The following is a 24,888-nucleotide window of genomic DNA, read 5'->3' on the forward strand; positions in this document are numbered from 1 at the left end:
GCGTCCGACGCCATCGCGACACCGCTACGGTCGAGCCGTGAGCGATTCGTACCCCAAAGCAGGCGACATCGGCGAGATCTACCTGACCGAGGCCGAGATCCAAGCCCGGGTCGGTGAGCTCGGCCGGCAGATCGCCGACGACATGGCCGGCGAAGTGCCCCTTCTCATCACCATTCTCAAGGGCAGCGTGCTGTTCGCCGCCGACCTGATGCGGGCCATTCCAGGTGCGGTCGAGATCGACTTCATGGCGGTGTCGTCCTACGGCGACGAGACCAAGTCGAGCGGCATCGTCAAGATCGTGAAGGACCTCGACGAGTCGATCGCCGGGCGTCACGTGATCCTCATCGAGGACATCGTCGACTCCGGACTGACGATGACCTACCTGCTCAACCTGCTCGGCGAACGCAAACCGGCGAGCCTGCGCGCCTGCTCCCTCCTGGTTCGCGAAGGACAACAGGCGGCCGGGGTCAAGGTCGACTACGTCGGCTTCGAGATTCCGCCCGCCTTCGTGGTGGGCTACGGGCTCGACTACGCACAGCAGTTCCGCAACCTCCCCTACATCGGGGTGTACACCGGGCCTGGTTCCGGCGCCGACCACTGACCTAGGCTCCGGCCATGCCATTGACCGGTGAGTACATTCCGAGCACGAGCGGCTGGGTCCGCGAACAGATCGAGGCCTACGAGGCGTCCGGTGGGACCGAGGCCAACACGCTGCGAGAGACCGGTATCCCGGTCATCATCGTCACGTTCCGGGGCAAGGACGAGGGCGTGATTCGCAAGATTGCGCTGATGCGGGTCGAGCACGACGGCGAGTACGCGCTGATCGCCTCGATGGGCGGCGCGCCGAAGAACCCGGCGTGGTATCACTCGCTGGTCCGCCACCCCGACCAGGTCATGATCCAGGACGGACCCGAGCCCTTCGACGTCACCGTCCGTCTGGTCGAGGGCGATGAGCGCCAAACCTGGTTCGATCGCGGCGTCGAGGTGTTCCCCACCTACACCGAGTATGCAGCCAAGACCGAGCGGGTGATCCCCGTCTTCGTCGCCACGCCGGTCTGATTTCGCCATTTCCGACCGATTCGGTCGGGAATAGGTCTAGGGTGCCTCCTGCACGATTCGATGGCGAGCGTCGCCGCACGACGAAGGAACACCAATGACCGACGGTTGGGGATTCGAGACCAAGCAGATCCACGCGGGACAGGAGCCCGATTCGGCAACCGGCTCGCGAGCTGTGCCGATCTACCAGACCACCGCCTACGCCTTCAACAGCTCCGAGCATGCGGCCAACCTCTTCGCTCTGGCCGAGCCGGGGAACATCTACACCCGCATCATGAACCCCACCCAGGGCGTGCTCGAAACCCGAGTGGCGGCCCTGGAGGGCGGGCTCGCCTCGACTGCGGCCGGCGTCCCCGGCGCCCTGTTGGTTGCGTCGGGCCAGGCGGCCGAGACCCTCGCCATCATGAACATCGCCGAGGCCGGCGATCACATCGTGGCCGGCGCCGCCCTCTACGGCGGCACCTACAACCTGTTGCACTACACCCTGCCGAAGTACGGCATCGAGGCCACCTTCGTCGAAGACATCGACAACCCCGAGGCGTGGAAGGCAGCGGTCCGCCCGAACACCAAGTTGTTCTATGGCGAGTCGATCGCCAACCCGAAGAACTCGATCCTCGACATCGAGATGGTCGCCGGCGTGGCCCACGAGGCTGGCGTGCCGCTCATCATCGACAACACCGTCGCCTCGCCGTACCTGATCCGCCCGCTCGAGTGGGGCGCCGACATCGTCGTGCACTCGGCCACCAAGTTCATGGGCGGCCACGGCACGGCCATCGCCGGTGCAATCGTCGACGGTGGCTCGTTCGAGTTCTCCGACGCCGAGCGCTACCCCAACTACAACCAGCCCGACCCGAGCTACCACGGTCTCACCTACTGGCCGATGCTCGGCGCCGGCTCGTTCATCGCCAAGGCCCGGGTACAGCTGCTGCGCGACCTCGGTCCGGCGATCAGCCCCTTCAACGCGTTCCTCGTCATCCAGGGGCTCGAGACGCTGTCGCTGCGCATGGAGCGGCACGTGTCGAACGCCCAGCGAGTGGCCGAGTTCCTCGAGGCCCATCCTCAGGTCGAGCGGGTCAACTACGCGGGTCTGGCGTCGTCGCCGTATCACGCTGCCGCCGAGAAGTACACGGGCGGCCGGGGCGCCGGTTCGGTGCCGTCGTTCATCATCGCCGGCGGCAAGGAAGCCGGGCAGAAGTTCGTCGAGGCGCTCGAGCTGCACAGCCACGTGGCGAACATCGGCGACGTCCGCTCCCTCGTGATCCACCCGGCGTCGACCACCCACTCCCAGCTCACCGAGGCCGAGCAGCTCTCGGCCGGCGTCGAGCCCGGCCTGGTCCGCCTGAGTGTCGGCCTCGAGTCGATCGACGACATCCTCGCCGACCTCGAACTCGGCTTCGCCGCCGCCAAGTAACTCCTCCCCACACCCCGCCGTTCCCAACACCCCGCCGTTCCCAACACCCCGCCGTTCCCAACACCCCGCCGTTCTTGAGACCCAGAGCGACAGAAGTGTCGCACTGGGTCTCGGGAACGGTGGTGGGTGTCGCTCCGCGACTCAGGAACTGACGTCCGGCCACCGCGCTTCATGGCTGCATCGTGAGTTCGGCCTGGGCGATGGCGGCGAGCAGGTCGGCGGCGACGTCGCCTGGCCTGGTGGTGAGCTCGTCCCAACCGTACCGGAGCACCGTCCAGCCATTCGCACGAGCGACCCTGTCGCGATCGCGATCACGACGCAGATCCTGTGTGAGTGAATGCCAACGTCGTCCGTCGACTTCGATGATGATGCGGAGATGGGGGAGGGCGAAGTCGACGATCCCGGTTCGACCGTCGTACCACGGCGGCTGGAACTGCACTTCGAGCCCGAGGATGCCGAGTTGAACGGCGAGCTCGAGGAAGCGGACCTCGAGTTCGCTCAGATTGAGAGGTTCGTCATTTGCCAGCAGATCGAGGACCTCGCGGCGTCGCACCGTTCCCTTCCTGCCCCGGCGGTTGAGAGCACGAGCGCAAGCGCGAAGCGACGTGAGGTCGACCAGCTGCTCTTTCACTGCCCATTCGATGAGCCAACGCAGGCGCGCCGATCCGAAGAAGGCGGCCAGGTCGCAGAGCGTGCGCTCGATGGAAGTGAGGCGGAGCGGGTCGCGCTCGATCGTGTCGACCCGTGGAAGATGCAGGGTCTGGTGGACGATGACGTCGGCGGTGACGCGGCTGCCTCCGTGGGGGATGGTGACGTGCACCGGGCCGGGCGGATCGCCGTTCCTGTCGACCGGAAGCTCGTGGAGCCTGGCCGCCGTCTGGTGTGAGAGAACGCCAGACGGATGGAGCAGCAGGGCAAGGACCTGTTGCTGTGCGACGGAATCGGACGTCATGGGGATCCCGACCACGCCGTGGCCGAAGTTGTCGAGAAGGCCGATGGCAACGCGCCGCTCGACCGCTCGACGCGAGACTCCGCACGCGACCAGAGCGTCGTAGGTGGCCAGCCATTGATGGGCGGCGAGGTACTTCATGATGAGTCGATCGACGTGGTGTGCCATCGGCGCACCCCTTTCGGGTGGTTCTCCGGTGGCGACCAGGGTCGCGAGCGGGTTCAACGTACCGGTTCTCCTTCGATTCGCGTCGTAGCTGAGTCTCCAGGCGACAGTGGCTCTCCATTTCGAGTGCCAGCGCGTCAGAAGCGTCGCCAGGGGTCTCGAGAACGGCGGGTGTCGAGAACGGAGGGGTGATGATGGGTGTGGGGTGGGAGGGGAGGGGATCGGTGCCAGACTGGCGGCGACCAGCATCCCTTGACCAAAGGACACCCCCGTGCCCGAGTGCCCCGCAGTAGACGGCTCCAGCCCCCGTCAGACCAAGTTCGACGGCGAGTTCGACATGTGCATCGATCCATCGAAGCGCTACACCGCCGAGATGGTGACCTCGATGGGCACGATGGTGCTCGCCCTCGATCCGATCAAGGCGCCACGCACGGTCAACAACTTCGTCTGTCTGGCTCGCTACCACTACTACGACAGCATCATCTTCCACCGGGTCATCAAGGACTTCGTGCTCCAGGGCGGCGATCCCGAGGGCACGGGTCGTGGCGGCCCCGGTTACCGATTCGCCGACGAACTCCCGAAGCCCGGCCAGTACGAACTGGGCTCGCTGGCCATGGCGAATGCCGGTCCCAACACCAACGGCAGCCAGTTCTTCATCATCAGCGGCCGCTCGGGCATCGGCCTGCCACCGCAGTACAGCCTCTTCGGCAAGGTCGTGAAGGGCCTCGACGTGGTCGACGCCATCCAGAACGTCGCCACCGGCGGCGGCGATCGGCCCAAGACCGACGTCGTCATCGAGTCGGTCACCATCACCGAACACGACGATTGACGCTGTTGCTTTGACCTGCTCCGCAGGTCGGGCGTTGCCCATCGGTAGCGGAGGTTCGGAGCTGCTCCGTCCCTCCGCAGCCTGACCACCCACACGACCCGGCTCTTCCTCGCGTTCGGGGGGTCGGTAGTGTGCCGGTATGACCGATGCCATTCTCGATGTCGATCTGCTGGCGTTCGAAACCGGTGACCGCGCCGCCCGGCGAGCCGTGGTCGACGGGGTCATGCAGTCATTGCGTTCCGGCTTCGTCTTCACGAGCCACGACGTCGGTGACGACCTGATCGACACCGCCTACGGCATGCTCGAGACCTTCTTCTCATTGACCGCCGAGGAGAAGCAGACCGCCTACGCGCCCGGAACCTTCGGCCAGACCGGCTACACCGGGCTACTCGTCGAGACCGCGGCGATCAGCGATCACCCCGACTGGAAAGAGATGCTGAATTGGGGGCGAGACCTCCCGGCCGGTCATCCGCTCCAGCGCAAGTACCCGACTCGCTTCCCCCAGCAGGTGCTGCCCGAGGATCTGGTGCCGGGAATAACCCGAGTCCTCCAGCACTTTCATGATCGTGTTCACGACACCCAGCGTCGCTTCTTGCGGATCATCGCCGAGGGCATCGGCTGCCACGAGTCGTTCTTCGACGTGATGACCACCGATGGACCGACACTGAGTCGAGCGATCCACTATCCGGCCATGGATCAGGCGCCACACGGTGATGGGCCCACCAGCCCGCATGTCTGGGCGGCGGAGCACGGCGACATCAACCTCATCACCGCCCTACCACGGGCGACGGCTCGAGGACTCCAGGTGCGGACCGATCAGGGCTGGATCGACGCCGTCCCGCCCGACGGCAAGATGATCATCAACACCGGCATCATGCTCGAACACCTCACCAACGGGGTCATCCCCGTCGGTGTCCATCAGGTGGTGGCCGACCCGGACCAGCCTGGTGATCGCTACTCGGTGGTGCAGTTCTGCCACCCCACGCCCTGGACCATCCTCGATCCGGTGAGTACCTGTGTCACCCCCGACAATCCCCAACGTTTCGCCCCGATCTCGGCGGCCGACCGGCTCGATCTCGTGCTCTACGAGATCAACCTGGTCGACGACGCCCGCCGGGTCGAGTCCTGACACGTCGAGTCCTGAGAAGGAGCACCATGAGCAACGAACCCACCAAGACCTTCGACCCGGCGGAGCTGCGTAAGCGGCTGACGCCCGAACAGTTCCATGTCACCCAGTCGGCCGGCACCGAGCGAGCCTTCACCGGTGAGTACTGGAACGTGTGGGACGACGGCACGTATCACTGCATCGTCTGCGACGAGCCGCTGTTCGACTCGGCCACCAAGTTCGATGCCGGCTGCGGCTGGCCGAGCTTCGACCGGGCCCTTGCCGACGACAAGGTCAGCGAACGGCGCGATATCAGCCACGGCATGATCCGCACCGAGGTCGTCTGCGCCAGCTGTGGCGCCCATCTCGGTCACGTTTTCCCCGACGGGCCGACCGAAACCGGCGCTCGCTACTGCATGAACTCGGCCTCGCTCAGCCTCGAGAAGGCCGACCCCGCCGCTAGCTGAGAGCCAGAGCGACAAACGAAGTTGAATCCGAGAGCCCCAGCGACAGAAGTGTCGCTGGGGCTCTCGAGTTCGGCGGGGTGGGGGTGGGTGGGTGCGGGGGGGGGTATCAGGCGAGCTGTTCGACCACGTAGTCGATGCTCTTGGTGAGCGCTTCCACGTCGGCCGGGTCGACGCTGGGGAACATCGCGATACGGAGCTGGTTGCGGCCGAGCTTGCGGTACGAGTCGGTGTCGACCACGCCGTTGGCCCGCAACACCTTCGAGACCTCGACGGCGTCGATGGTGTCGTCGAGGTCGATCGTGCCGACCACGTGGCTGCGTTCCGACGCCTCGGCCACGAACGGCGTGGTGTAGCTGGTGCGCTCCGCCCAGCCGTAGAGCACCTCGGCCGATGCATCGCACCGTCCGGCGGAGAACTCGATGCCGCCGTTGTCGTTGAACCACTCGACCTGCTGGACGGCGAGGAAGATGGTGGCCAGCGCCGGGGTGTTGTAGGTCTGGTTCTTGGTGGAGTTGTCGAGCGCGATCGTGAGGTCGAGGCCCGGCGGGATCCACCGCGGCCCGCTGCCGATCTTGGCGATCCGCTCCTGTGCTGCCGGTGAACAGCAGGCGATCCACAGCCCACCATCGGAGGCCAGGGCTTTCTGCGGCGCGAAGTAGTAGCAGTCGACCTGGCTCGGGTCCCAGCGCAGGCCGCCGGCGGCCGAGGTGGCATCGACGGCGACGATCGAGTCGCCAGCACCCTCGGGCCGGGTGAGCGGCATGGCGACACCGGTCGAGGTCTCGTTGTGGGTGAGCGCGTACAGGTCGACCCCGTCGGCAGTCGCAGCGGTCGGGTGGGTGCCGGGGTCGGACGAGACCACCACCGGGTCGGCCAGGAACGGAGCGGCAGCGGTGCAAGCCGCGAACTTCGACGAGAACTCGCCGAACACCAGGTGCTCCGACTTGGCGTCGACCAGGCCGAAGGTGGCGGCGTCCCAGAACAGCGTGGTGCCGCCATTGCCGAGGACGACCTCCCAGTCGTCGGGCAGGCCGAACAGGGAGGAGATGCCGTCGCGGAGGCGACCCACCATGTCCTTCACCACCGGCTGGCGATGCGAGGTACCCATGTAGTGCGGGGCGGCGGTCGCAAACGCATCGATGGCCTCGGGGCGGATCTTGGATGGTCCGCTGCCGAAACGGCCGTCGCTGGGGAGAAGATCCGATGGAATCGAAATTGACGGTGGTGTTTGGCTCACAGGATGCCAGGATTGCAGCTCGGACCACGAGTCACACCCAATGAGGGGAGCAATCCATGGCAACCGGTCGAATTTCTGCACGCGTCGCCTCGATCGCGCCGTCGGCCACCCTGGCCGTCGACGCGAAGGCGAAGGCCCTGAAGGCCGCGGGCGAGCCGGTCATCGGCTTCGGCGCCGGCGAACCCGACTTCCCGACGCCCGACTACATCGTCGAGGCGGCCGTCGCTGCGTGTCGTGATCCGAAGAACCATCGCTACACCCCGGCCGGCGGTTTGCCCGAGCTCAAGGAGGCCATCGCCGCCAAGACCCTGCGCGACTCCGGGCTCCAGGTCGACGCCTCGCAGGTCGTGGTGACCAACGGTGGCAAGCACGCCGTCTACAACGCTTTCGCCGGGCTGATCGACCCGGGCGACGAGGTGCTGATCCCCACGCCGTTCTGGACCACCTACCCCGAGCCGGTCAAGCTCGCGGGTGGCGTTCCCGTCGAGGTCCCCACCGACATCGCCTCCGGGTTCAAGGCCACCGTCGAGCAGCTCGAGGCCGCTCGCACGCCGAACACCAAAGCGCTCGTCTTCGTCAGCCCGTCGAACCCTTCGGGCGCCGTCTACTCCAAGGAGCAGATCGAGGCGATCGGTCGATGGGCGGCCGACGCTGGCATCTGGGTAGTCACCGACGAGATCTACGAACACCTCACCTACGGCGACAGCGAGTTCCACTCGATGCCGACCCTCGTGCCCGACATCGCCGATCGCTGCATCGTGCTCAACGGGGTTGCCAAGACCTACGCGATGACGGGTTGGCGGGTCGGCTGGCTCATCGCCCCGACCGACATGGCCAAGGCGCTCACCAGCCTGCAGTCGCATCAGACCTCGAACGTCGCCAACGTCGCGCAGATCGCCGCGCTGGCGGCAGTGTCGGGCGACCTTGCCGCGGTCGACATGATGCGGGCGGCGTTCGACCGTCGTCGCAAGACCATGTTCTCGATGCTGTCGGAGATGAACGGTGTGTCGGTCATCGAACCCGAGGGCGCGTTCTACGCGTTTCCGTCGTTCGAGGGCGTCATCGGCCGCACGCTGGGCGGCGTCACCATCGAATCCACGTCGCAGTTGGCCGATGTCATCCTCGACGAGGTCAAGGTGGCCTTCGTCCCGGGCGAGGCGTTCGGTAGCCCCGGCTACGGTCGCTTCTCGTTCGCCATGGGCGACGACGACATGGCCGAGGGCCTTCGCCGCATCGGCGACTTCCTGGCCTGATCGATGCCGGAGCTTCCCTACGGTTCCTGGCCGTCACCGATCACTGCCGACCTCGTCGCTGCCGGCGGGGTCGGACTCGGCGGTCCCGCCGTGCGGGGCGACGAGCGTTGGTGGGCCGAGTCCCGGCCGTCCGAAGCGGGGCGAGTCGTCCTCGTTCGCTCGACGGTTGACAACGGGGGCAACCGGGTCGTGGCCGATGCGCTGCCCGAGGGATTCTCGGCCCGTACCCGGGTCCACGAGTACGGCGGCGGTGCCTGGTTCCTCGGGGCGACCGACGCCTACTTCTCGAACATGGCCGATCAGCGGCTCTACCGCCTGCCGCCCGACGGCGAACCGGTTGCACTGACGCCCGAGCCACCATTGCCCGGCGCCTGGCGCTTCGCCGACGGCGTCGAGACGCCCGACGGCGAGTGGATCCTGTGCGTCCGCGAGTCGCATGTCGCTCCGCCGCCGCTCCCGCCGAGCGGGCTGTTCGAGGACGAGCCCGCGCCGGCGTCATCGGCCGATGCCGACGATGAGCCGACCGAGCCGTCGCTGCTCGCCGAGGCGATCAACGAGATCGTCGCCATCAAAGTCGATGGGTCCGAGCCGCCCCGGGTCGAGGCCACTGGCAGCGACTTCGTGTCGTCGCCCCGTGTCTCTCCCGACGGTCGCTGGGTCAGCTGGATCCGCTGGAACCATCCGAACATGCCGTGGGACGGCACGACGCTGTGCGCGGCCCCCATCTTCGAGGGATGCCGGTTCGGCAACGTGCAGGTGATCGCTGGCAACGAGCACGAATCGATCGTGGGGGCCAACTGGGCCTCCGACGGCCGACTGGTCTTCAGCAGCGATCGCTCGGGCTATTGGAACCTCAACACCTGGCGTCCCGGTGACCCCTCCGCCGTCCCGCTGACCCGTCTCGGAGACGCCGAGATCGGTGGGCCACCCTGGAACTTCGGGCTCCAGCCGTGGGCCGAGTTGCCCGACGGACGCCTGACGGTCGTCGTGACCCGTCGAGCCGTCGATGCCCTTGCCCTCGTCGACGCCGACGGCACGGTCACGGTGGTCGACGAGCGCTTCCCGGCCATCGCCTCCTTGGCGACCACGCCCGACGGTCGGCTTGCCTGTGTGGTCGGACCGGCCGACACCACGCCCTGCATCGTCGAGCTCGATCCCGACGCTCCTGATGCCGACCCGGTCGTCTTGTGTGCGCCCACGCGAGTGGTCGACGACTCGGCCTGGATCAGTGCGGCTCAACGGTTCGACTACGAGGCGGCCGACGGCAGCGACCGACACGCCTTCTTCTATCCTCCGGCTGCGCCCGGCATCACTGGTCCGTCGGGGGCGTTGCCGCCGCTAATCGTGGTCGGTCACGGTGGCCCCACCGCGCACTCGAACCCCGCCCTCAATCTGAAGATCCAGTACTGGACCAGCCGGGGATTCGCCGTCGTCGACGTGAACTACGGCGGTTCGACCGGGTTCGGACGTGCGTATCGCCGTCTGCTGAATGGTCAGTGGGGGGTGGTCGATGTCGCCGACTGCGTCGAAGCGGCCCGCCACCTCGCCGCTGCCGGCCGTGTCGACGCCTCGAAGATGGCGATACGCGGCAGCTCGGCCGGAGGTCTGACCGTTCTGAACGCGCTCATCACCTCCGACGTCTTCGCTGCCGGTACGAGCCTGTATGGCGTGGCCGACCTGGCGGCGCTCGCCACCGACACCCACAAGTTCGAGCGCCGGTATCTCGACAACCTCGTGGCGCCGTGGCCCTCGGGATCCGCCGTCTACGACGCTCGCTCGCCGATCCACCACGTCGAAGGGCTCAGCTGCCCGTTGCTCGTGCTGCAGGGGACCGAAGACGAGATCGTCCCGCCGAGTCAGTCCGAGGCGATCGTCGCCGCGGTCGCCGCCAAGGGGATCCCGCACGCCGCCATCTACTTCGAGGGCGAGCAGCACGGATTCCGCCAGCGCGCCTCGATCGTCCGGTCACTCGAAGCCGAGCTGTGGTTCTACGGGCGAGTGTTCGGGTTCACCCCGGCCGACGACATCGAACCCATCGAGGGAGCGGTCGGTCTCTGAGCCGAGTCGGCTTGGTCGAACGGCCGGTCACCAGGCAACATGGCGAGGTGACCGCCAACGAATCGCCCGCTGCGTCCCCCCACTACGTCGACTCGACCGATGGCGTCCGCGTGGCCTATCACGACTTCGGCGGCAGCGGGCCACTCCTCCTTCTCAGCCACGCCACCGGGTTCTGCGCCGGCGTCTGGCAGCCGATGGCCGAGAACCTGACCGACCACTTCCGCTGCGTCGGGATCGACTACCGCGGCCACGGCTATACGATCACCCCGGCCGAGACCACCATGGCGTGGACCGGCATGGCGAACGACCTGCTTTCGGTCGTCGACGCTCTCGTCGGCGACGAGCCGGTGTTCGTCGCCGGTCATTCGATGGGTGGCGCCGCGCTGGTGCTCGCCGACAGACTCCGGCCCGGCACGGTCGCCAAGGCATGGGGCTTCGAGCCGATCCTGTACGACGCAGCCATGATGGCAACCGTGAATCCCGAGGATCCGAGCCGGATGACCCAGGCCGCCCAGCGGCGCCGCGCCAGCTTCGAATCGCGCGAGGCCGTCTACGAACGGTATGCCGCCAAGCCGCCGCTGAACATGCTCGATCCTCGGGCATTGCGGGCCTACGTCGACTACGGCTTCCGTGATCTCACGTCGGATGACCCTGACCATGCCGAGTGCCCCGGCGGGGTGACCCTTCGGTGCACGCCGGCCCGGGAGGCCGAGACGTTCGCCAACGCTCGCTCAGGGGCGTTCGAGGCGCTGGCCGACATCGAGTTCGACTATCGGGTCCTCATGTCGGGCGACGGGATGCCCCCGGCGTTGATGGCTGAGCACGCGGCCGAAAGCTGGGAGCGGATCCAACTTGCTCGGTATCCTGAGCTGACGCACTTCGGTCCGCTCGAGCAGCCCGAGCTGATGGCGACCGACGTGCTCGAATGGTTCTCGGTCGCCGACTGAGGAATCGAACGGGGCGACCCTCGGCCCCGAGTTGCCGTAGCCTGGAAGCGTGTGCTGGGGGGAAATGAATCGATGATGTCGCATCGACTGGTGATCGGGCCCGGAGGCAGTGGCCGCACGCATCGTCTGCGTACGTGGGTCGACGAGCTCGACGATCCGTCGTCGGTCGGCTGGGTTGCGGGGTCGAGCATCACCGCGGTCGACGAGACCGAGATGGCCCGAGTCATCGCCGGGCAACCCGCGATCCTCGTGGTCGACGATCTGCAATGGTGCACCGACGGCGCAATTGCTGCGGTCTCGGACTTCGCTCGTTCCGGGACCGTGTGGGCATCGCGTCGGCCGTGGCCCTCGACCGAACGGCTCCGCCTGCTCGATGACCAATTGACCAGCCGAGGCCAAGCCGAGCGCACCGTCTTCATCGGGGCCGACGACTTCGGGGCCTTCCTGGCCGAGTTGCAGGGCAAGGCCGCACGAGGCGATCTGGTCGATGCGCTCTACGCCGCAACCGAGGGGTCGGTCGGACTGGCCGCCGATGCCGTCGCATCGCAGTGGGACGCCAATCTCGACCACCTCCCGGAAGCGCTCATCGACGCGGTGATCACGCGCGTCCGCAAGGCCGGCGCCGATGCGGTTGCGCTCGCCGATGTGTTGGCCATCGATCCCGAGATCGAGTCCGGCCTCGCAGCCCGCGCGCTGCCTCCTGGTGTGGAGGCCCGAGGCGCCCAACGTGGACTGCGGGCGAGTGGACTCACTGGCGCCGACGGAGGCCTGCTGCCGCTGGTGGCGGCGGCGATCAAGGCCGATCTGTCGTCGGTCGAGATCGAGGAGATCCACGATCGCCTCGGATCGACCATGTCCCACGTCGACCCGCAGCGCGCCGCCGATCACCTCCGTGCCGGCGGACTCGAGTCGGCCTCGTCGGTCGAGACGCTCGTGGCGTCGGCCGAACGGATTCGCCGCAGCGACCCAGAGCGGGCCATCGCGCTGATGGCGGATCTGCCGGCCCACGACGACTTTGCCGATCGCGTCGCTCTCGTGCGGGCCGAAGCGGCGTTCCACCTCGGCAGGAGCGAATCGATCGGGCAGCTCCAGTCGGTACCAGCGACCGCGGCCGCCGGTCCGCGTGCGGCCACGCTCGGTTTCGGGCTCGACCTACGTGAGCTGCGGTGGGCGAGCGCGGCGGCGCGGTCGTTGCCGCCGGAACTCGGGCCACATCTCCAGGCACTCTCGCTGGCGATGATCGGCCAGTTCGATCTCGTGCCGGCGCTCCCGGAGTCGACCGGGCCGCTCACCTCGATGCTGGCTTCGATCACCCACGGACTCGAGGCGATCGCCCAGGGACAGGGAGCCGAGGGCCTGGCGATGCTCGCGTCGGCGACCGACGACCACCTGCGCCTCCAACCCGATCTCCCGCTTGGCTTCTCGCCTCACCTCCTGGCCTCGTTTGCGGCGATTGCCATGGGTGATCACGCTGCTGCCGAGGACTTTGCGGGCATCGGTGCCGAGAGCGAGCTGCCCGGCGAGGCTCGATCGCTCGAACTACAGGTCGCGTATGTTCGTATGCTCGATGGCCGGTACGCCGACGCGCTGGCGCTGGTTCGCCAGGGTGAAGACGACGACTGGAGCGCCCGCGATCGGCTGTTGCTCGCCGTTCTCGACGCCGGACTGGCCCGTCGCTCTGGCGACACCACTCGTCTGCGTGAAGCCTGGCGCCGCGCCGATCCGGTCCTGGTCCGACACAACGCCTCGTGGCTGTTGATCGACCCCATCACCGAACTGCTCGCCGCCGGAGTCAAGATCGGCAACACGGCACGCGTCCAGCCGCTGCTCGACTCACTGACCCAGCAGATCGATTCGTTTGCGCCCTCGGGCCCTGCCCCCGGCAACGCATGCTGGATGCAGCTCCAGCTCGGCCTGGCTGCCTCCGACACCGCGGTGGTCACGGGTGCCGCCGAGTCGCTCCGCGGGTGCACCGCACCGGGAGCCAGATCACAGGCCCGCGTCGACGCCGGACCACTCTGGGTGCAAATGGTGACGGGGCGCAGCGAGGGAGCCGAGGGCGACGACTGGCTGCCGAGCGAAACCACCTTCATCGACGCTGCGGCGGCCCTCGCGGACGGTGGTGAGTCGTGGGAGGCATCTCGGCTCGTCGGTGCCGCGGCCATCGAGTTCGACGACCCGGGTGTGGCCCGGCGCCTGCTCGAGCGGGCCCGCACCTTCTCCAACGACGTCGACGAGGCTGATGCCGAGGATCCGTTGGTCGCGCTGGGTTTGAGCGAACGCGAGGCCGACGTCGCTCGGATGGTGGCCGAAGGGCGGACCCACAAGGAAACCGGCGCCCAGTTGTTCATCTCGCCGAAGACGGTCGAGCACCACGTGGCCCGGATCCGGCAGAAGTTGGGTGCGTCGTCACGGGCCGAGTTGCTCTCGATCGTCCGGGAGACGATCGACGGGTCGGCCTAGAACCTCCTGGTGACAGAGTTTTTCGGGCACGGAGCGTGACCATCCCCTAGTGTTCGGTGTCTGGTCAGGGGGCATCCCCGATTTGGGTTGGTTCGGGCTCACGTACGTTGGGTTCTACCGAAGCAAGTCCAGAACACACCAGGAACAAAAACACACCGGAGGGAAACCGAAATGTCAGAAATCAACGATGTCCTCGAAGCCATCATGCGCAAGGTCCTCGGCAGCGAGACCGAAGCCTTGGCCTACTCGGAGGATCCGCACGGCTATCTCGTCGACCACGGGGTCAACGACTACGACTTGTCCGAGGTCAACCTGGGCGACACCGTCAGTGGCGTCGCCAACGAGCTGAACTTCAGCCCGCAGGTCACCCAGACCCTCATCGAGACGCCCGCTCCCGCTCCGGCGTCGGCTGCTCCCGTTGGTGCTTCGGCTCCCGGTGGCGCCACGGCCGCTCCGGTCGGCAGCGGCGGTGGTGGCGGTGGTGGTGGCGGTCACGCTGCTCCGGCCCCCACGATGGAGACGGTCGAGCAGACCATCAACACCTACGTCACCCAGGTCTACGAAACCAACGAGTACATCACCCAGAACATCGCCGACAACTCCCGTCACTTCAATGTCGACGTCGAGGGCGAGGTTCACGGCGACATCGAGATCACCGACGAGTCGACCAACGTCACGGCACAGGGTGAGAACTCTGCAGCTGCCGGCGGCGATCAGACCGGTGTGGCCACCGGTGACGGTGCGGTCGCCGCTGGGGAGGACATCAAGGACTCCAACATCGCCACAGGCGACGGCGCGGTCGCTTTCGACGGAGCAAACAACGGTGTGGTCAATACCGGCACGAACTCGGGCATCATCGCCGATGGCGATGCCAACGGGGCCGTGGTCGGCGATGGCAACACGGTCAACAACATCGACGGCAGCGGGAACACCATCGGTGACGGCAATGTCGACTCCGACATCGACGTCGACGGCGACGCCGTGATCGGCGACGGGAACCAGACCATTCAGGGGTCGGGGGATGTCAACGCCGGTTTCGGTTCGGGCGATGTGGTCGACCTCGAGGATGCCCAGATCGGCGGCGAGGGTGACACCCAGCTCGCTTTCGGTGGTGGCAGCAACGCCGTCCAGGACAACGACACCGACATCGACAACTCGATCAACGACTCGTTCAACGACGAGAGCGAGACGATCACCGAGGTCATCGACAACTCGACCAACGACTCGTTCAACACCGACACCGACGTCGAGGTCGAGGTCGACACCACGATCGAGGACTCCTTCCAGCAGGACAACTCGATCGAGGACAGCTTCGACACCGAGGATTCCTTCAACGAGGACTTCGAACAGGACATCGACGCCGATCACTCCGATCTCCACGAGATCGAGATCGAGGACTGAGCCGAGGTCATCACGGCACGTAGCCCGAACGTCCCCGAGAGGAAACTCTCGGGGACGTTCGGCGTTCCGGCGCGATTCCTGGTAGTTCTGTACTCCTGCGCGTGATCAGATGAGGTGTGGAGGGATTCATGGCGAACGAGAGTGGCCGTGCGAGTGGAGGCAACGACGCGAATGCCGACATTCGCAAGCTGCTCGATCTCGGTCTGCAGGCATGCAAGGCCTACAACCGGCCCGACCTCGGCGAACGTCTCACCCGCCTACGGGCCCAGATCGGGAACCCGGGCGTGCAGATCGTGGTCGTCGGCGAGTTCAAACAGGGCAAGAGTTCGCTCATCAACGCGCTGGTGAACGCCGGTGTCTGCCCGGTCGATGACGACATCGCCACTGCCGTGCCGACGGTCATCTCCTACGGCGAGGCGACCTCGGCGAGGGCCACGGTGGTGTCCTCCGATCAGCCCGACGGCCCCACCCGCGAAGTCGACATCGAGCTCGAGCAGGTGCCCTCGTACGCCAGCGAGTTGGGCACCCACGACCCGAACGTGATCGTGAAGGGTGTCGAGGTCCAGCTCCCGCGCAAGCTGCTCGCTCGTGGCATGTCGCTCGTCGACACGCCCGGTGTCGGCGGTCTCGGTTCGGCTCACGCCACCGCTGCGCTGGGCGCGCTGTCGGTCGCCAATGCGGCCGTCTTCGTGAGCGACTCGTCGCAGGAGTACACCCGCACCGAAATCGACTTCCTGGCCCAGGCGGCCGACTTGTGCCCGCAGGTCGTGTGTCTCCAGACCAAGATCGACTTCTATCCCGCCTGGCGCAAGGTGCTCGAGATCAACCGTGGCCATCTCCGCAACGCGGGCTACGACCTCAAGATCATCCCGGTGTCGTCACTGCTACGCACCGAAGCCGTGCGGCGCAACGACAAAGACCTCAATGCCGAATCGGGATTCGCCGAACTCGTCCGCACCTTGAGCAACGACATCGTCGGCCGGGCCGACATCCTGCTCCGCAATCGTGCGTGCGAAGACCTGGTCGGTGTCTGCGATCAGCTGGCCACGCAGTTCGATGCGGAGCTGTCGGCGTTGAACGATCCCGAGCAGGCCGATGCGCTGGTCCGCAAGCTGTCGGAGACCAAGGCCCGTTCCGAGCAGCTGCGCAGCCAGGCCGCCAAGTGGAGCACCACGTTGTCCGACGGCGTGAGTGACCTCGGCAGCGATGTCGACTTCGACTTCCGTCAGCGGATGCGTCGCATCACCCAGGAGGCCGACCAGGCCATCGACAACAGCGACCCGGCCGACACCTGGAGCGAGTTCCAGCCATGGTTGGTCAACCGCGTGTCCTACGAGGTCGTCGCCAATCACAAGGTGGTGGTCGATCGTTCGTCGCAGCTCAGCCGTGAGGTCGCCGAACACTTCGAGCTGGCCGGCGGCGAGCTCCTCGAGGATCTCGACGTCGCCAACCCGTCACAAGCCCTGTCCCGGGTCGGTGTCGAACCGCAGGTCGAGATGAAGGAATCCACGCTCGGCGGGCAGGGACTCACGGTCGTGCGAGGCTCCTATTCCGGGTTCTTGATGTTCGGTGTCCTTGGCAGCCTCGTCGCCATCCCGATGATGACCCCGATCGCCCTCGGTGTCGGTCTGCTCATGGGCCGCAAGGGGCTGAAGGACGAGAAGGAACGCCAGCTCAACCAACGTCGCTCACAGGCGAAGAACGCGGTCCGCCGCTACTGCGACGAGGTGTCGTTCCAGGTCTCGAAGGACTCCAAGGACACCCTTCGGCGAGTGCAGCGCCAGCTTCGCGATCACTACAGCACTCGTGCCGAGGAGCTCAACCGATCCACACAGGAAGCGCTGAAGGCCGCCACCGAGGCGGCCAAGGTGGGCACGGCCGAGCGTGCCAACCGACAGAAAGACCTCGCCGCCGAGCTGAGCAGGATCCGCTCACTTCGCAAGCAGGTCACCGACGTGCGGGCCGCCATCGGCCCGCCGGTGTCGTAGGCGGATTCGTCATGAGAAAGCTCCAGTGATGGACCTCGTCACCGAGGCACGAACACTGCTGACCCGAGCGGAGGAGACCTTCGCCGGTACGCCCGATACCGCCAGGCTCACCCATGCCCGCGATCGACTCGAGGGTCCGCTTCGGGTGGCCATCGCCGGCAAGGTCAAGGCCGGCAAGTCGACACTGTTGAACGCGCTCGTCGGGGAACGACTGGCCCCGACCGACACCGGCGAGTGCACCCGGATCGTCACCTGGTATCGCGACGGCCACACCTATCAGGTCATGCTCCATCCGAGCGACGGCTCGCCGCCGCAGCAAGCCCGGTTCCATCGCGACGAGGGCGCCATCGATGTCGACCTGGCCGGACGCTCGGCCCTCGACTACGACCGAATCGACGTCACCTGGCCATCGGCCGGCTTGCGCACCATGACCCTCATCGACACGCCCGGCGTGGGGTCGCTGACCGAGGGCGTGGCCAACCGGGCCTTCGAGTTCCTCGACCCGACCGAGGCCGAGACCCAGGCCGACGCCGTGCTCTATCTGATGAAGCACATCCATGCGTCTGACCTCCGGTTGCTCGAGGCCTTCCACGACACAGCGGTCTCGCAGCCCAACCCGGTCAATGCCGTCGCGGTGTTGTCGAGAGCTGATGAGATCGGGGCCGGTCGACTCGATTCGATGGCCTCGGCTCGCAAGATCGCCAAGCGCTACGGCGACGACGGTCGCCTACGCCGCCTCATCCAGGTGGTCGTGCCCGTCGCCGGCCTCCTGGCCGAGACGGCCGAGACGCTCACGGAATGGGAGTTCAAGTCGTTGCGGGCGCTTGCGGCCTGCCGACCTCGGGAACTCGAGCCGTACCTGCTGTCGGCCGACCGGTTCGTCGAGGCTCGTCCCGAGACGCCGCTGACCTCGCTCGAGCGCCAGCAACTCCTCGACCGTCTGGGCCTGTTCGGCGTGCGGCTGTCGCTTGCCCTCATCCGTCGCAATGTGGTCGAGACCAGCGCCGATCTGGCCGACGAGCTGGTCAATCGGTCCGGGCTCACCGACCTGCGAGGGATCCTGTCGACGCTTTTCATGGATCGCGCCGACGTGCTGAAGGCCCGCTCCGCCATGTTGGCCGTCGAGCGGATGTGCAACGACTATCCCGAGACCCCGGGAGCGTCCGATCTGCTGGGCGCCATCGAGCAGATCATGGCTGGTGCCCACCCGTTCAACGAGCTCACCACCATGGCGGCGGTGCGCTCGGGCTGGGTGCGGGGCCGTGAGGATGACCTGCTCGAAGTCGAGCAGCTGCTTGGCGCCCGGGGGACCCAGCCCACCCAGCGTCTGGGCATCGACGCCGCTGCAACGCCGGATCAGATTCGCGACGCCGCCTTGGCCGCACTCGGCCGGTGGCAGCGCAAGGCAGAAAACCCGCTCACGTCACTCGACCTGGTGACCGCCAGCCGAGTCGTGATCCGGACACTCGAAGGCCTGATCACCGACTACAGCTGAACGGCTCAGAAGTCGTCGAGATCGAGATCGCTCGGATCGACGTCGTCGAAGGCGTCGACGTGGTGCTCGGTCAACGCATCGTGCGCCACCTCGTGGTCGACATCGTGTGAAAGATCGTGCTGCAGGTCATGGTGCTCGAAGTCGATCGACTCGAACTCGAGATGCATCGTCGGCACCCCGTCGTCGGTCACGTCCTCGAAGAAGGGGTCGTCCATCTGAGGATCTCGGGTGCCGCCACCGTGGATCTCGCCGAGGATCTCGGTCGGGCCGGCGTGGTCGGCGGAGCCGTCACCGAATCCGGCGTCGTCGTCGTGCATGAGCGCCTCGGCCTCGTCGAAACCGTCGTCGAACTCATGATCGTGGTAGCTAGCGCTGTCGATGTCGTCATCGACCGTGACGTCCTCCACGATCTCGTCCTCCACGATCTCGTCCGCCATCTCGACCTCCGACAGCTCGTCCGCCGTCATCTCGTCCTCCGCCAGGTCAGGCAGCTCGGGCAGCTCATCACCAGAGACGAGACCCAAGGTGGCGAAAGGGGCCGTACCGTCGCTCTCACCGAAGCCGAGATCGGGCAGGTCATCGGGCTCGAACGGGACCGCCGAGTAGTGGGTGGCGATGCCGGCGACGGCGTCACCGTGCTCGATCGGCGCGGTGTCGGAATAGTGCACGAAGGCGGTGCCGATGAGTTCCCCCGGGATGTCCTCGATGCCATGGTCGGCGAAGAACGACTCGGGAGAAGCACGGAAGGCTTCCTGCTGCTGCTCGTCCTGGAGCAGCGATTCGATGGTTCGACGAATGCTCACGTCTCGCATCATGCCATGGCCGCCGAATCCCCCCATCGGGGATGTCCCCGTGGGTCGGTGGGGGATTGGCCAACTAAGCTGGCCGCCGGAGGGAAACAGACGTGAGTTACCAGGTAGGAATCGATCTCGGCACCACGTACACCGCAGCAGCGGTGCACCGCGACGAGAAGGCGTCCATCTTCTCGCTCGGAGGGCGAGCGGCGGCGATCCCGTCGGTCGTCCTGCTACGGGAAGACGAGACCATCCTCACCGGCGAAGCCGCCGTTCGCCGCGCCATCACCGAGCCCGAGCGAGTCGCTCGTGAGTTCAAGCGTCGGCTCGGCGACACCACCCCGATCATCGTCGGGGGCAGTCCGTACTCAGCCGAGGCGCTGATGGCCCGGCTCCTGCGAGCGGTCCTCGATGAGGTCACCACTCGAGAGGGCGGCGCGCCCAGCCGGATCGCGGTGTCGCATCCGGCGAACTGGGGCCCGTACAAGCTCGATCTGTTCCGCCAGGCCCTGCGGCTGGCCGGCCTCGACCAGGACTCGGTGGTCACGCTCACCGAGCCCGAGGCGGCCGCCATCTCCTACGCCAACCAGGAACGGGTCGAGGAAGGGCAGATCGTCGCGGTGTACGACCTCGGCGGTGGCACGTTCGACGCCTGCGTGCTCCAACGCACCCACGAGGGGTTCGACATCATCGGCAAGCCCGAGGGCATCGAGCGCCTGGGCGGCATCGACTTCGACGCGGCGGTCTTCGCCCACGTCGCCCGCTCCCTCGACAACGCATTGAGCGAGCTCGATCCCGACGACCCGAACGCCATGGCGGCGGTATCTCGTCTGCGGAATGACTGCGTCGACGCGAAGGAAGCGCTGTCGTCCGACACCGACGCCACCATCCCGGTGTTGTTGCCAAACCTGCAGACCGAGGTCCGTCTCACTCGGCGGGAGTTCGAGTCGGTGGTCCGGCCATCGTTGGCCGACAGCATCGAAGCGATGCGACGAGCCGTCGCCTCGGCCGGTATCGAGATGGACCAGGTCGCCAAGGTGCTCCTCGTCGGCGGATCGAGCCGAATCCCGCTCGTCGCCCAGATGGTTGCCTCCGACCTCGGCCGCCCGGTTGCCGTCGATGCCCACCCGAAGCACGCCATCGCGCTCGGCGCGGCCTATGCCGCAGCCGCCGCCGGTGGCGACGCCCAGGGCCCCACCGGTCGCGCTGCCGCCCCGGTCGCCGACAACTCTCGCCCCGCCACGCCACCGGCCCCCGTGCCCCCTCTCGAAGCGGCACCACCGCTGTCGATTCCGACCCCTCGTCCTGCGCCGAAGGCTGAACCCCAGCCCGAGCCCACGCCACAGCCGGTCGCTCCGCCGGTCTCGCAGTCGATCCCCGAGCCGACAACGCCAGAGCCGGTGGCCGAGGCTCCTGCTCCGCCGGCCACCGAGCCCCCTCGCAAGCCGATGGGTGTGCCCAGCGCCGCTGACTCCCAACCGGTGCCTCGGCCCGAACCCAGGCCCGAACCCCAGGTACAGCGAGAGCCCAGCGAGGGGGTCACCGCTCCCGTCGGCAATCGCACACCGATGCTGCTGGGCCTTGCTGCCGTCGTGCTGATCGCTGCCATCGGCGGCTACTTCGTCCTCAAGGGGGGTGGCGACGACGGCGACACCGCGGCCGGCGCCGAAACCACCACCTCGGCACCTGGCGACGAGGCGACCACCACCTCGGCCCCTGATGCGGAGGAGACCACCACCACCGCCGCGCCCGAGACCAACGCCGATGCCGAGACCCAGGCCGCGGCCGAGGCCGTGATCGCCGCTGCCGGTGTTGCCGACTTCGTCTCGGTCGAGGTGGTCGACGGCATCGCCACACTCAGCGGCGAGATCGACCGATCCACCAATACCGAGGTCCGGGCGGCGATGAAGAAGGACGCCGACGTGAAGGCCTTCGGCAGCGACGACGCCCTCACGGTGCTCGAAGACGACGAGTGGTGTGGCCCGACGGTGAGGGCCAACGATCGCTACGCCTGCATCACCTCGGCCATCTGGAACGGCTCGGAACTCGAGGTGCTCTACGACACCGAGAACAACAACGAGCCGTTCAACGTCAACGGCAGCTACCACTACCACGTCTTCCCGAGCGAGACGCCGGTGGCGAACTCCGGTGTCATCGCCGAAGGCGCCGAGTCCCAGGGCAGCATTGCCGGCAACCCGGGGTGGGAGGTCCACGGTGACCCGGCCGGCTATGTGTCGAGTCTCTTCGGCAAGGTCGGCAAGATCTGCATCCGCATCGCCACGCCCCAGCACGCCATCGAGTCGTTGACGTCGGGGAACTGCTGGCCCGTCACCGACGAGAGCTGATCAGTCGAGCTCGTCGAGCACGACCACCTCGTCGGGGAGTTGCGGCAGGATCGTCGCCACGAAGTCGGCGGCCGCCTGTTCCAGACCGATGTCTTGGCCCTCGCGCTCGGACATGTACCAGAGGTGGTCGAGGATCTGGTGGTACAGCTCGGCGTCGGTGAGGCGCCCCCGCAGCTCCTGCGGCACGGCCTGGAGTGTGGGTTCGTAGCGCTCGGTGAGCCATCGGTAGACCCTGATGGCGTCGGGCAAGGCCCGGTTCTCCGCCTGCTCCAGGAACGCGCCGTAGCCATGCACGGCGCTGAGGAGCCGCCGGGCCTGGTTCTCCTCGGCTTCGATGCCGGTCAGTCGCTGCAGTTCCCGGCGGTGGTGGCCTTCCTCGACCACCTTCGGCCGGAAGGTGATGCGGTTGCCGCTGTCGTCGTTGGTCAGCTGGAGTTCGACCGTGTCGAAGCCGAGGTCGTTCAATCGTTCGAGCCGCTGGCCGATTCGCCAGAGTTCGCTCGAATCGAGCTGGTCGACCTGGGTGAGTTCGCTCCACAGCTCGTCGTAGCGGACCTGCAACTGTTCGACCACGTGGATCGGGTCGACGCCGCGTAGTTTCCCGAGCGCTTCGAGTTCGTACAGGCCGCCGGCGATGTTCTCGCAGGCGATGTCGATGTCGAGCTGGCGCTGGCCGTCGGTGAGGGTGTCGTGGCGTTCCCCGGTTTCGGTGTCGACGAGGTAGGCCACGAGTGCGCCGGCATCGCGGCGGAACAGGGCGTTGCCGAGCGAGCAGTCGCCCCAGAAGAACCCGACGAGGTGGATCCGGGTGAGCAAGATGGCGAGGGCGTCGATCAGCTTCTCGTGGAGGCCGTCGTTTCCGGGCGAGGCGAACAGGTGCAGGTAGGGGAGCGAATAGCGCAGGTGCTTGGTGATGAGCACCGACTCGAGCGGCTGACCGGCCTCGTCGGTGCGGTCCATGGCGATGCCGACGAGGTCGACCACTGGCAGGCCTTCCTCGGCGAGCCAGTCGAGCATCGAGTACTCCCGTTCGGTCAGCCTCGGCGGCAGCTCCTTGCAGGCGTAGTAGGTGTCGCCGTGGCTGATGAAGCGAACGACGTGACGGTGTCGACCCTTGGCCAGACGGACGGCGAGCTCGTCGGGCCAGTCCTCGAGCGGGGTCGACCACGGCAGATCCAAGAAGTTGGGCTGCGGCGACGTCGACGTCTTCAGCGTGAGGGCGACCATGCTCGAACGCTAGCGACTAGACACGTGGTCGTGATCGAACGTCTCACGCCCCACGAGTCCGCCGTCGCCCCGCCATCGATGGCCGGTCCCGACCATCCGATGCGCAAGGTGACCCGGCGGGTGGCGTTCGACGGCGGTTGGGACGCCGAGCGCGCCCGCAAGGTCGGGGCCCTCTTCGACGGCATGGCGGCGGATTGGGCGTCGGACTCGGTCGAGCCGTCGACGGCGAGCGTCATCGGCGACGGCCTCGAGCGCGGCCGCCTCGACCGGAGCGGGCGGTGGATCGAACTCGGCAGCGGGACGGGTGCCGGCACCAGGGTGCTGGCGCCGCACGTGGCGCAACTCACGGCCTTCGACCTGGCGGCCGCCATGCTGGCCGAAGCCCCGGCACATCTCGCGCCCCGGGTCCACGGCGACGCCAACGTCCTGCCGTTCGCCGACGCGACGTTCGACGTGGTGGTGATGGTGAACATGCTGCTGTTCCCGCACGAGGTCGACCGTGTGCTTCGACCGTCGGGTTCAGTGCTGTGGGTCAACACGCTCGGCGATCAGACGCCGATCCACCTGCCACCCGACGATGTGTGCCGTGCCCTCCCCGGTGAGTGGTGCGGAGTGACGGCAGAGGCGGGCACCGGCTTCTGGGCGGTCCTCACTCGATCGTGATCAACCGGCGGCGAGGATGGTCTCGGCAGCCGACAGGCCCGAGAGGAACGCTCCCTCGACCTTCGACCCGCCGAACGCGTCGCCGGCCAGCACCAGGGGTCCGGGCGTGCGCGCGATGGTGAGGCTGCGCTCGCTCCGCGGTACGACCGGGCCGGCGTAGCGCCACTTCTTGACCTGGTACTCGACGATCCGTGCTTCCGGGTCGGCGTCGGCGAGCACCGCTCGGGCTTGCGGCACCAAGATGTCGGCGATCGCCGCATCCCGACGATCGAACAACTCGGCGCTCAGCGCGTGGGCGGTGTGGAACGTGACCGTGCGTTCGGGACTGATGCCCTTCGCCTGGTTGTCGGCGATGAAGCTGAAGGTCGGATCGTCGGGTTGCTGGAGCGCTCCGGAGGGGCCGAAGTCGGGACGGCCGACGACCTTCGTGAGCAGCGCGATGACCTGGTGGTAGGTGATGGCACGCAAATCGTCGAGCGTGACGCCGTTGTCGAGCCGGGCGGCGCCGTCGGTGAGCAGGTCGATCGTCTGCGGCACCGGCGGCGTGGCGATGACCGAGCCGACTTCGTCGACGTCGCGCGCCCCGGATTCGTACGACACGCCCCAGGCGTCGTCCATCTGGAGCAGGGCCTGGGCCCGGACCCGGGTGACGATCGTGACGAGTTCCGAATCAAGTGAAGCAGCGAGGTGTTTGGCCAGCTGGTTCATGCCACCGTTGGTGCGGTAGCGGGGGTAGCCGTCCTCGACCCCGAAGCCGCGACACCACTCGCTCGTGACCCCCGCCTCGGTCCACTCGGCGACGGCAGCAGTGAACTCGGGCGATCGGGTGGTGAAGAACTGGGCCCCGTGATCAAGCACACCGCTGCCGAGACGGCGGGTCGCCAGGCGTCCGCCGACGCTCCTGCCCTTGTCGACGACGATCACCCGTCGACCGCTCTCGCTGAGCCGGCGCGCTGCCACGAGCCCGGCGAGCCCGGCGCCGATGATCAGGGTCGGGGCGGCGTCATTCGATGCGTCGTTGGTCACCGCCCAACT

At 67.2% G+C, this 24,888-nt stretch carries 20 protein-coding genes; 15 read left to right on the top strand and 5 right to left on the bottom strand.

Annotation, left to right across the window (positions count from 1 at the left end; translation table 11 throughout):
• Window positions 1–37: 37 nt before the first annotated feature.
• The 3 genes from hpt (at window position 38) to R2733_13760 (ending at window position 2,467) form a co-directional block, all read left to right on the top strand.
• Window positions 38–601 carry a hypoxanthine phosphoribosyltransferase gene (gene hpt / locus R2733_13750; GenBank protein ID MEZ5377565.1) on the top strand — a complete coding sequence of 188 codons (564 nt, stop codon included), beginning with the start codon at window positions 38–40 and terminating at the stop codon, window positions 599–601.
• 14 nt (window positions 602–615) lie between these two features.
• Window positions 616–1,059: a nitroreductase family deazaflavin-dependent oxidoreductase gene (locus tag R2733_13755; protein MEZ5377566.1), complete on the top strand. Its 444-nt coding sequence runs from the start codon at window positions 616–618 to the stop codon at window positions 1,057–1,059.
• 94 nt (window positions 1,060–1,153) lie between these two features.
• Window positions 1,154–2,467: a bifunctional o-acetylhomoserine/o-acetylserine sulfhydrylase gene (locus R2733_13760; protein MEZ5377567.1), complete on the top strand. Its 1,314-nt coding sequence runs from the start codon at window positions 1,154–1,156 to the stop codon at window positions 2,465–2,467.
• A 169-nt stretch (window positions 2,468–2,636) separates the two neighbouring features.
• Here the strand turns inward: R2733_13760 and R2733_13765 are convergent, their stop codons facing one another.
• Window positions 2,637–3,584: a DUF559 domain-containing protein gene (locus R2733_13765; protein MEZ5377568.1), complete on the bottom strand. Its 948-nt coding sequence runs from the start codon at window positions 3,582–3,584 to the stop codon at window positions 2,637–2,639.
• Between the two features lie 268 nt (window positions 3,585–3,852).
• Here R2733_13765 and R2733_13770 point away from each other — a divergent pair, with 268 nt between their 5' ends.
• The 3 genes from R2733_13770 (at window position 3,853) to msrB (ending at window position 5,982) form a co-directional block, all read left to right on the top strand.
• Entirely contained in the window at window positions 3,853–4,410 is a 558-nt protein-coding gene (locus R2733_13770) for a peptidylprolyl isomerase (protein ID MEZ5377569.1), read from the top strand.
• A 139-nt stretch (window positions 4,411–4,549) separates the two neighbouring features.
• Complete coding sequence (locus R2733_13775) at window positions 4,550–5,539, top strand: 2-oxoglutarate and iron-dependent oxygenase domain-containing protein (GenBank protein ID MEZ5377570.1); 990 nt, start codon at window positions 4,550–4,552, stop codon at window positions 5,537–5,539.
• Between the two features lie 26 nt (window positions 5,540–5,565).
• Window positions 5,566–5,982 (top strand): peptide-methionine (R)-S-oxide reductase MsrB, encoded by a 417-nt coding sequence (gene msrB / locus R2733_13780; GenBank protein ID MEZ5377571.1) that lies wholly within the window; start codon window positions 5,566–5,568, stop codon window positions 5,980–5,982.
• A gap of 106 nt (window positions 5,983–6,088) precedes the next feature.
• Here the strand turns inward: msrB and serC are convergent, their stop codons facing one another.
• Window positions 6,089–7,219 (bottom strand): phosphoserine transaminase, encoded by a 1,131-nt coding sequence (serC, locus tag R2733_13785; protein MEZ5377572.1) that lies wholly within the window; start codon window positions 7,217–7,219, stop codon window positions 6,089–6,091.
• 56 nt (window positions 7,220–7,275) lie between these two features.
• Between serC and R2733_13790 the strand changes: the two genes are divergently transcribed.
• The 7 genes from R2733_13790 to R2733_13820 all read left to right on the top strand — a co-directional run bounded on the left by R2733_13790 (window position 7,276) and on the right by R2733_13820 (window position 18,824).
• Window positions 7,276–8,472: a pyridoxal phosphate-dependent aminotransferase gene (locus tag R2733_13790; protein MEZ5377573.1), complete on the top strand. Its 1,197-nt coding sequence runs from the start codon at window positions 7,276–7,278 to the stop codon at window positions 8,470–8,472.
• A 3-nt stretch (window positions 8,473–8,475) separates the two neighbouring features.
• Window positions 8,476–10,530 carry a prolyl oligopeptidase family serine peptidase gene (locus R2733_13795; protein MEZ5377574.1) on the top strand — a complete coding sequence of 685 codons (2,055 nt, stop codon included), beginning with the start codon at window positions 8,476–8,478 and terminating at the stop codon, window positions 10,528–10,530.
• Between the two features lie 47 nt (window positions 10,531–10,577).
• Window positions 10,578–11,477 carry an alpha/beta hydrolase gene (locus R2733_13800; GenBank protein ID MEZ5377575.1) on the top strand — a complete coding sequence of 300 codons (900 nt, stop codon included), beginning with the start codon at window positions 10,578–10,580 and terminating at the stop codon, window positions 11,475–11,477.
• A gap of 75 nt (window positions 11,478–11,552) precedes the next feature.
• Window positions 11,553–13,940 (top strand): LuxR C-terminal-related transcriptional regulator, encoded by a 2,388-nt coding sequence (locus tag R2733_13805; protein ID MEZ5377576.1) that lies wholly within the window; start codon window positions 11,553–11,555, stop codon window positions 13,938–13,940.
• A gap of 171 nt (window positions 13,941–14,111) precedes the next feature.
• Window positions 14,112–15,341, top strand: coding sequence for a hypothetical protein (locus tag R2733_13810; GenBank protein ID MEZ5377577.1), 1,230 nt, complete (start codon window positions 14,112–14,114; stop codon window positions 15,339–15,341).
• Window positions 15,342–15,469: 128 nt separating this feature from the next.
• Entirely contained in the window at window positions 15,470–17,329 is a 1,860-nt protein-coding gene (locus R2733_13815) for a dynamin family protein (GenBank protein ID MEZ5377578.1), read from the top strand.
• A 28-nt stretch (window positions 17,330–17,357) separates the two neighbouring features.
• A complete protein-coding gene (locus R2733_13820; GenBank protein MEZ5377579.1) occupies window positions 17,358–18,824 on the top strand; it encodes a dynamin family protein in 1,467 nt (488 codons plus the stop codon).
• A gap of 5 nt (window positions 18,825–18,829) precedes the next feature.
• Here the strand turns inward: R2733_13820 and R2733_13825 are convergent, their stop codons facing one another.
• Window positions 18,830–19,627, bottom strand: coding sequence for a hypothetical protein (locus R2733_13825; GenBank protein ID MEZ5377580.1), 798 nt, complete (start codon window positions 19,625–19,627; stop codon window positions 18,830–18,832).
• Window positions 19,628–19,728: 101 nt separating this feature from the next.
• Between R2733_13825 and R2733_13830 the strand changes: the two genes are divergently transcribed.
• Window positions 19,729–21,963, top strand: coding sequence for an Hsp70 family protein (locus R2733_13830; GenBank protein MEZ5377581.1), 2,235 nt, complete (start codon window positions 19,729–19,731; stop codon window positions 21,961–21,963).
• Here the strand turns inward: R2733_13830 and R2733_13835 are convergent, their stop codons facing one another.
• Entirely contained in the window at window positions 21,964–23,190 is a 1,227-nt protein-coding gene (locus tag R2733_13835) for a DUF4032 domain-containing protein (GenBank protein MEZ5377582.1), read from the bottom strand.
• 30 nt (window positions 23,191–23,220) lie between these two features.
• On the opposite strand from R2733_13835, the gene R2733_13840 reads away from it, so the two are divergent.
• Window positions 23,221–23,853 (top strand): class I SAM-dependent methyltransferase, encoded by a 633-nt coding sequence (locus tag R2733_13840; protein MEZ5377583.1) that lies wholly within the window; start codon window positions 23,221–23,223, stop codon window positions 23,851–23,853.
• Here R2733_13840 and R2733_13845 read toward each other — a convergent pair whose 3' ends face one another.
• Window positions 23,854–24,879, bottom strand: coding sequence for an FAD-dependent oxidoreductase (locus R2733_13845; GenBank protein ID MEZ5377584.1), 1,026 nt, complete (start codon window positions 24,877–24,879; stop codon window positions 23,854–23,856).
• Window positions 24,880–24,888 lie beyond the last annotated feature (9 nt).

It is taken from the genome of Acidimicrobiales bacterium (assembly GCA_041394265.1).
Lineage (GTDB): Bacteria > Actinomycetota > Acidimicrobiia > Acidimicrobiales > SZUA-35 > JBBQUN01.

What these genes read in the sequence shown, in the direction of transcription:
- R2733_13755 (MEZ5377566.1), top strand. Translation starts at nt 616, where the DNA reads ATGCCATTGACCGGTGAGTACATTCCGAGCACGAGCGGCTGGGTCCGC.
- R2733_13760 (MEZ5377567.1), top strand. Translation starts at nt 1,154, where the DNA reads ATGACCGACGGTTGGGGATTCGAGACCAAGCAGATCCACGCGGGACAG.
- R2733_13765 (MEZ5377568.1), bottom strand. Translation starts at nt 3,584, where the DNA reads ATGGCACACCACGTCGATCGACTCATCATGAAGTACCTCGCCGCCCAT.
- R2733_13775 (MEZ5377570.1), top strand. Translation starts at nt 4,550, where the DNA reads ATGACCGATGCCATTCTCGATGTCGATCTGCTGGCGTTCGAAACCGGT.
- msrB (MEZ5377571.1), top strand. Translation starts at nt 5,566, where the DNA reads ATGAGCAACGAACCCACCAAGACCTTCGACCCGGCGGAGCTGCGTAAG.
- R2733_13790 (MEZ5377573.1), top strand. Translation starts at nt 7,276, where the DNA reads ATGGCAACCGGTCGAATTTCTGCACGCGTCGCCTCGATCGCGCCGTCG.
- R2733_13795 (MEZ5377574.1), top strand. Translation starts at nt 8,476, where the DNA reads ATGCCGGAGCTTCCCTACGGTTCCTGGCCGTCACCGATCACTGCCGAC.
- R2733_13805 (MEZ5377576.1), top strand. Translation starts at nt 11,553, where the DNA reads ATGTCGCATCGACTGGTGATCGGGCCCGGAGGCAGTGGCCGCACGCAT.
- R2733_13810 (MEZ5377577.1), top strand. Translation starts at nt 14,112, where the DNA reads ATGTCAGAAATCAACGATGTCCTCGAAGCCATCATGCGCAAGGTCCTC.
- R2733_13815 (MEZ5377578.1), top strand. Translation starts at nt 15,470, where the DNA reads ATGGCGAACGAGAGTGGCCGTGCGAGTGGAGGCAACGACGCGAATGCC.
- R2733_13820 (MEZ5377579.1), top strand. Translation starts at nt 17,358, where the DNA reads ATGGACCTCGTCACCGAGGCACGAACACTGCTGACCCGAGCGGAGGAG.
- R2733_13835 (MEZ5377582.1), bottom strand. Translation starts at nt 23,190, where the DNA reads ATGGTCGCCCTCACGCTGAAGACGTCGACGTCGCCGCAGCCCAACTTC.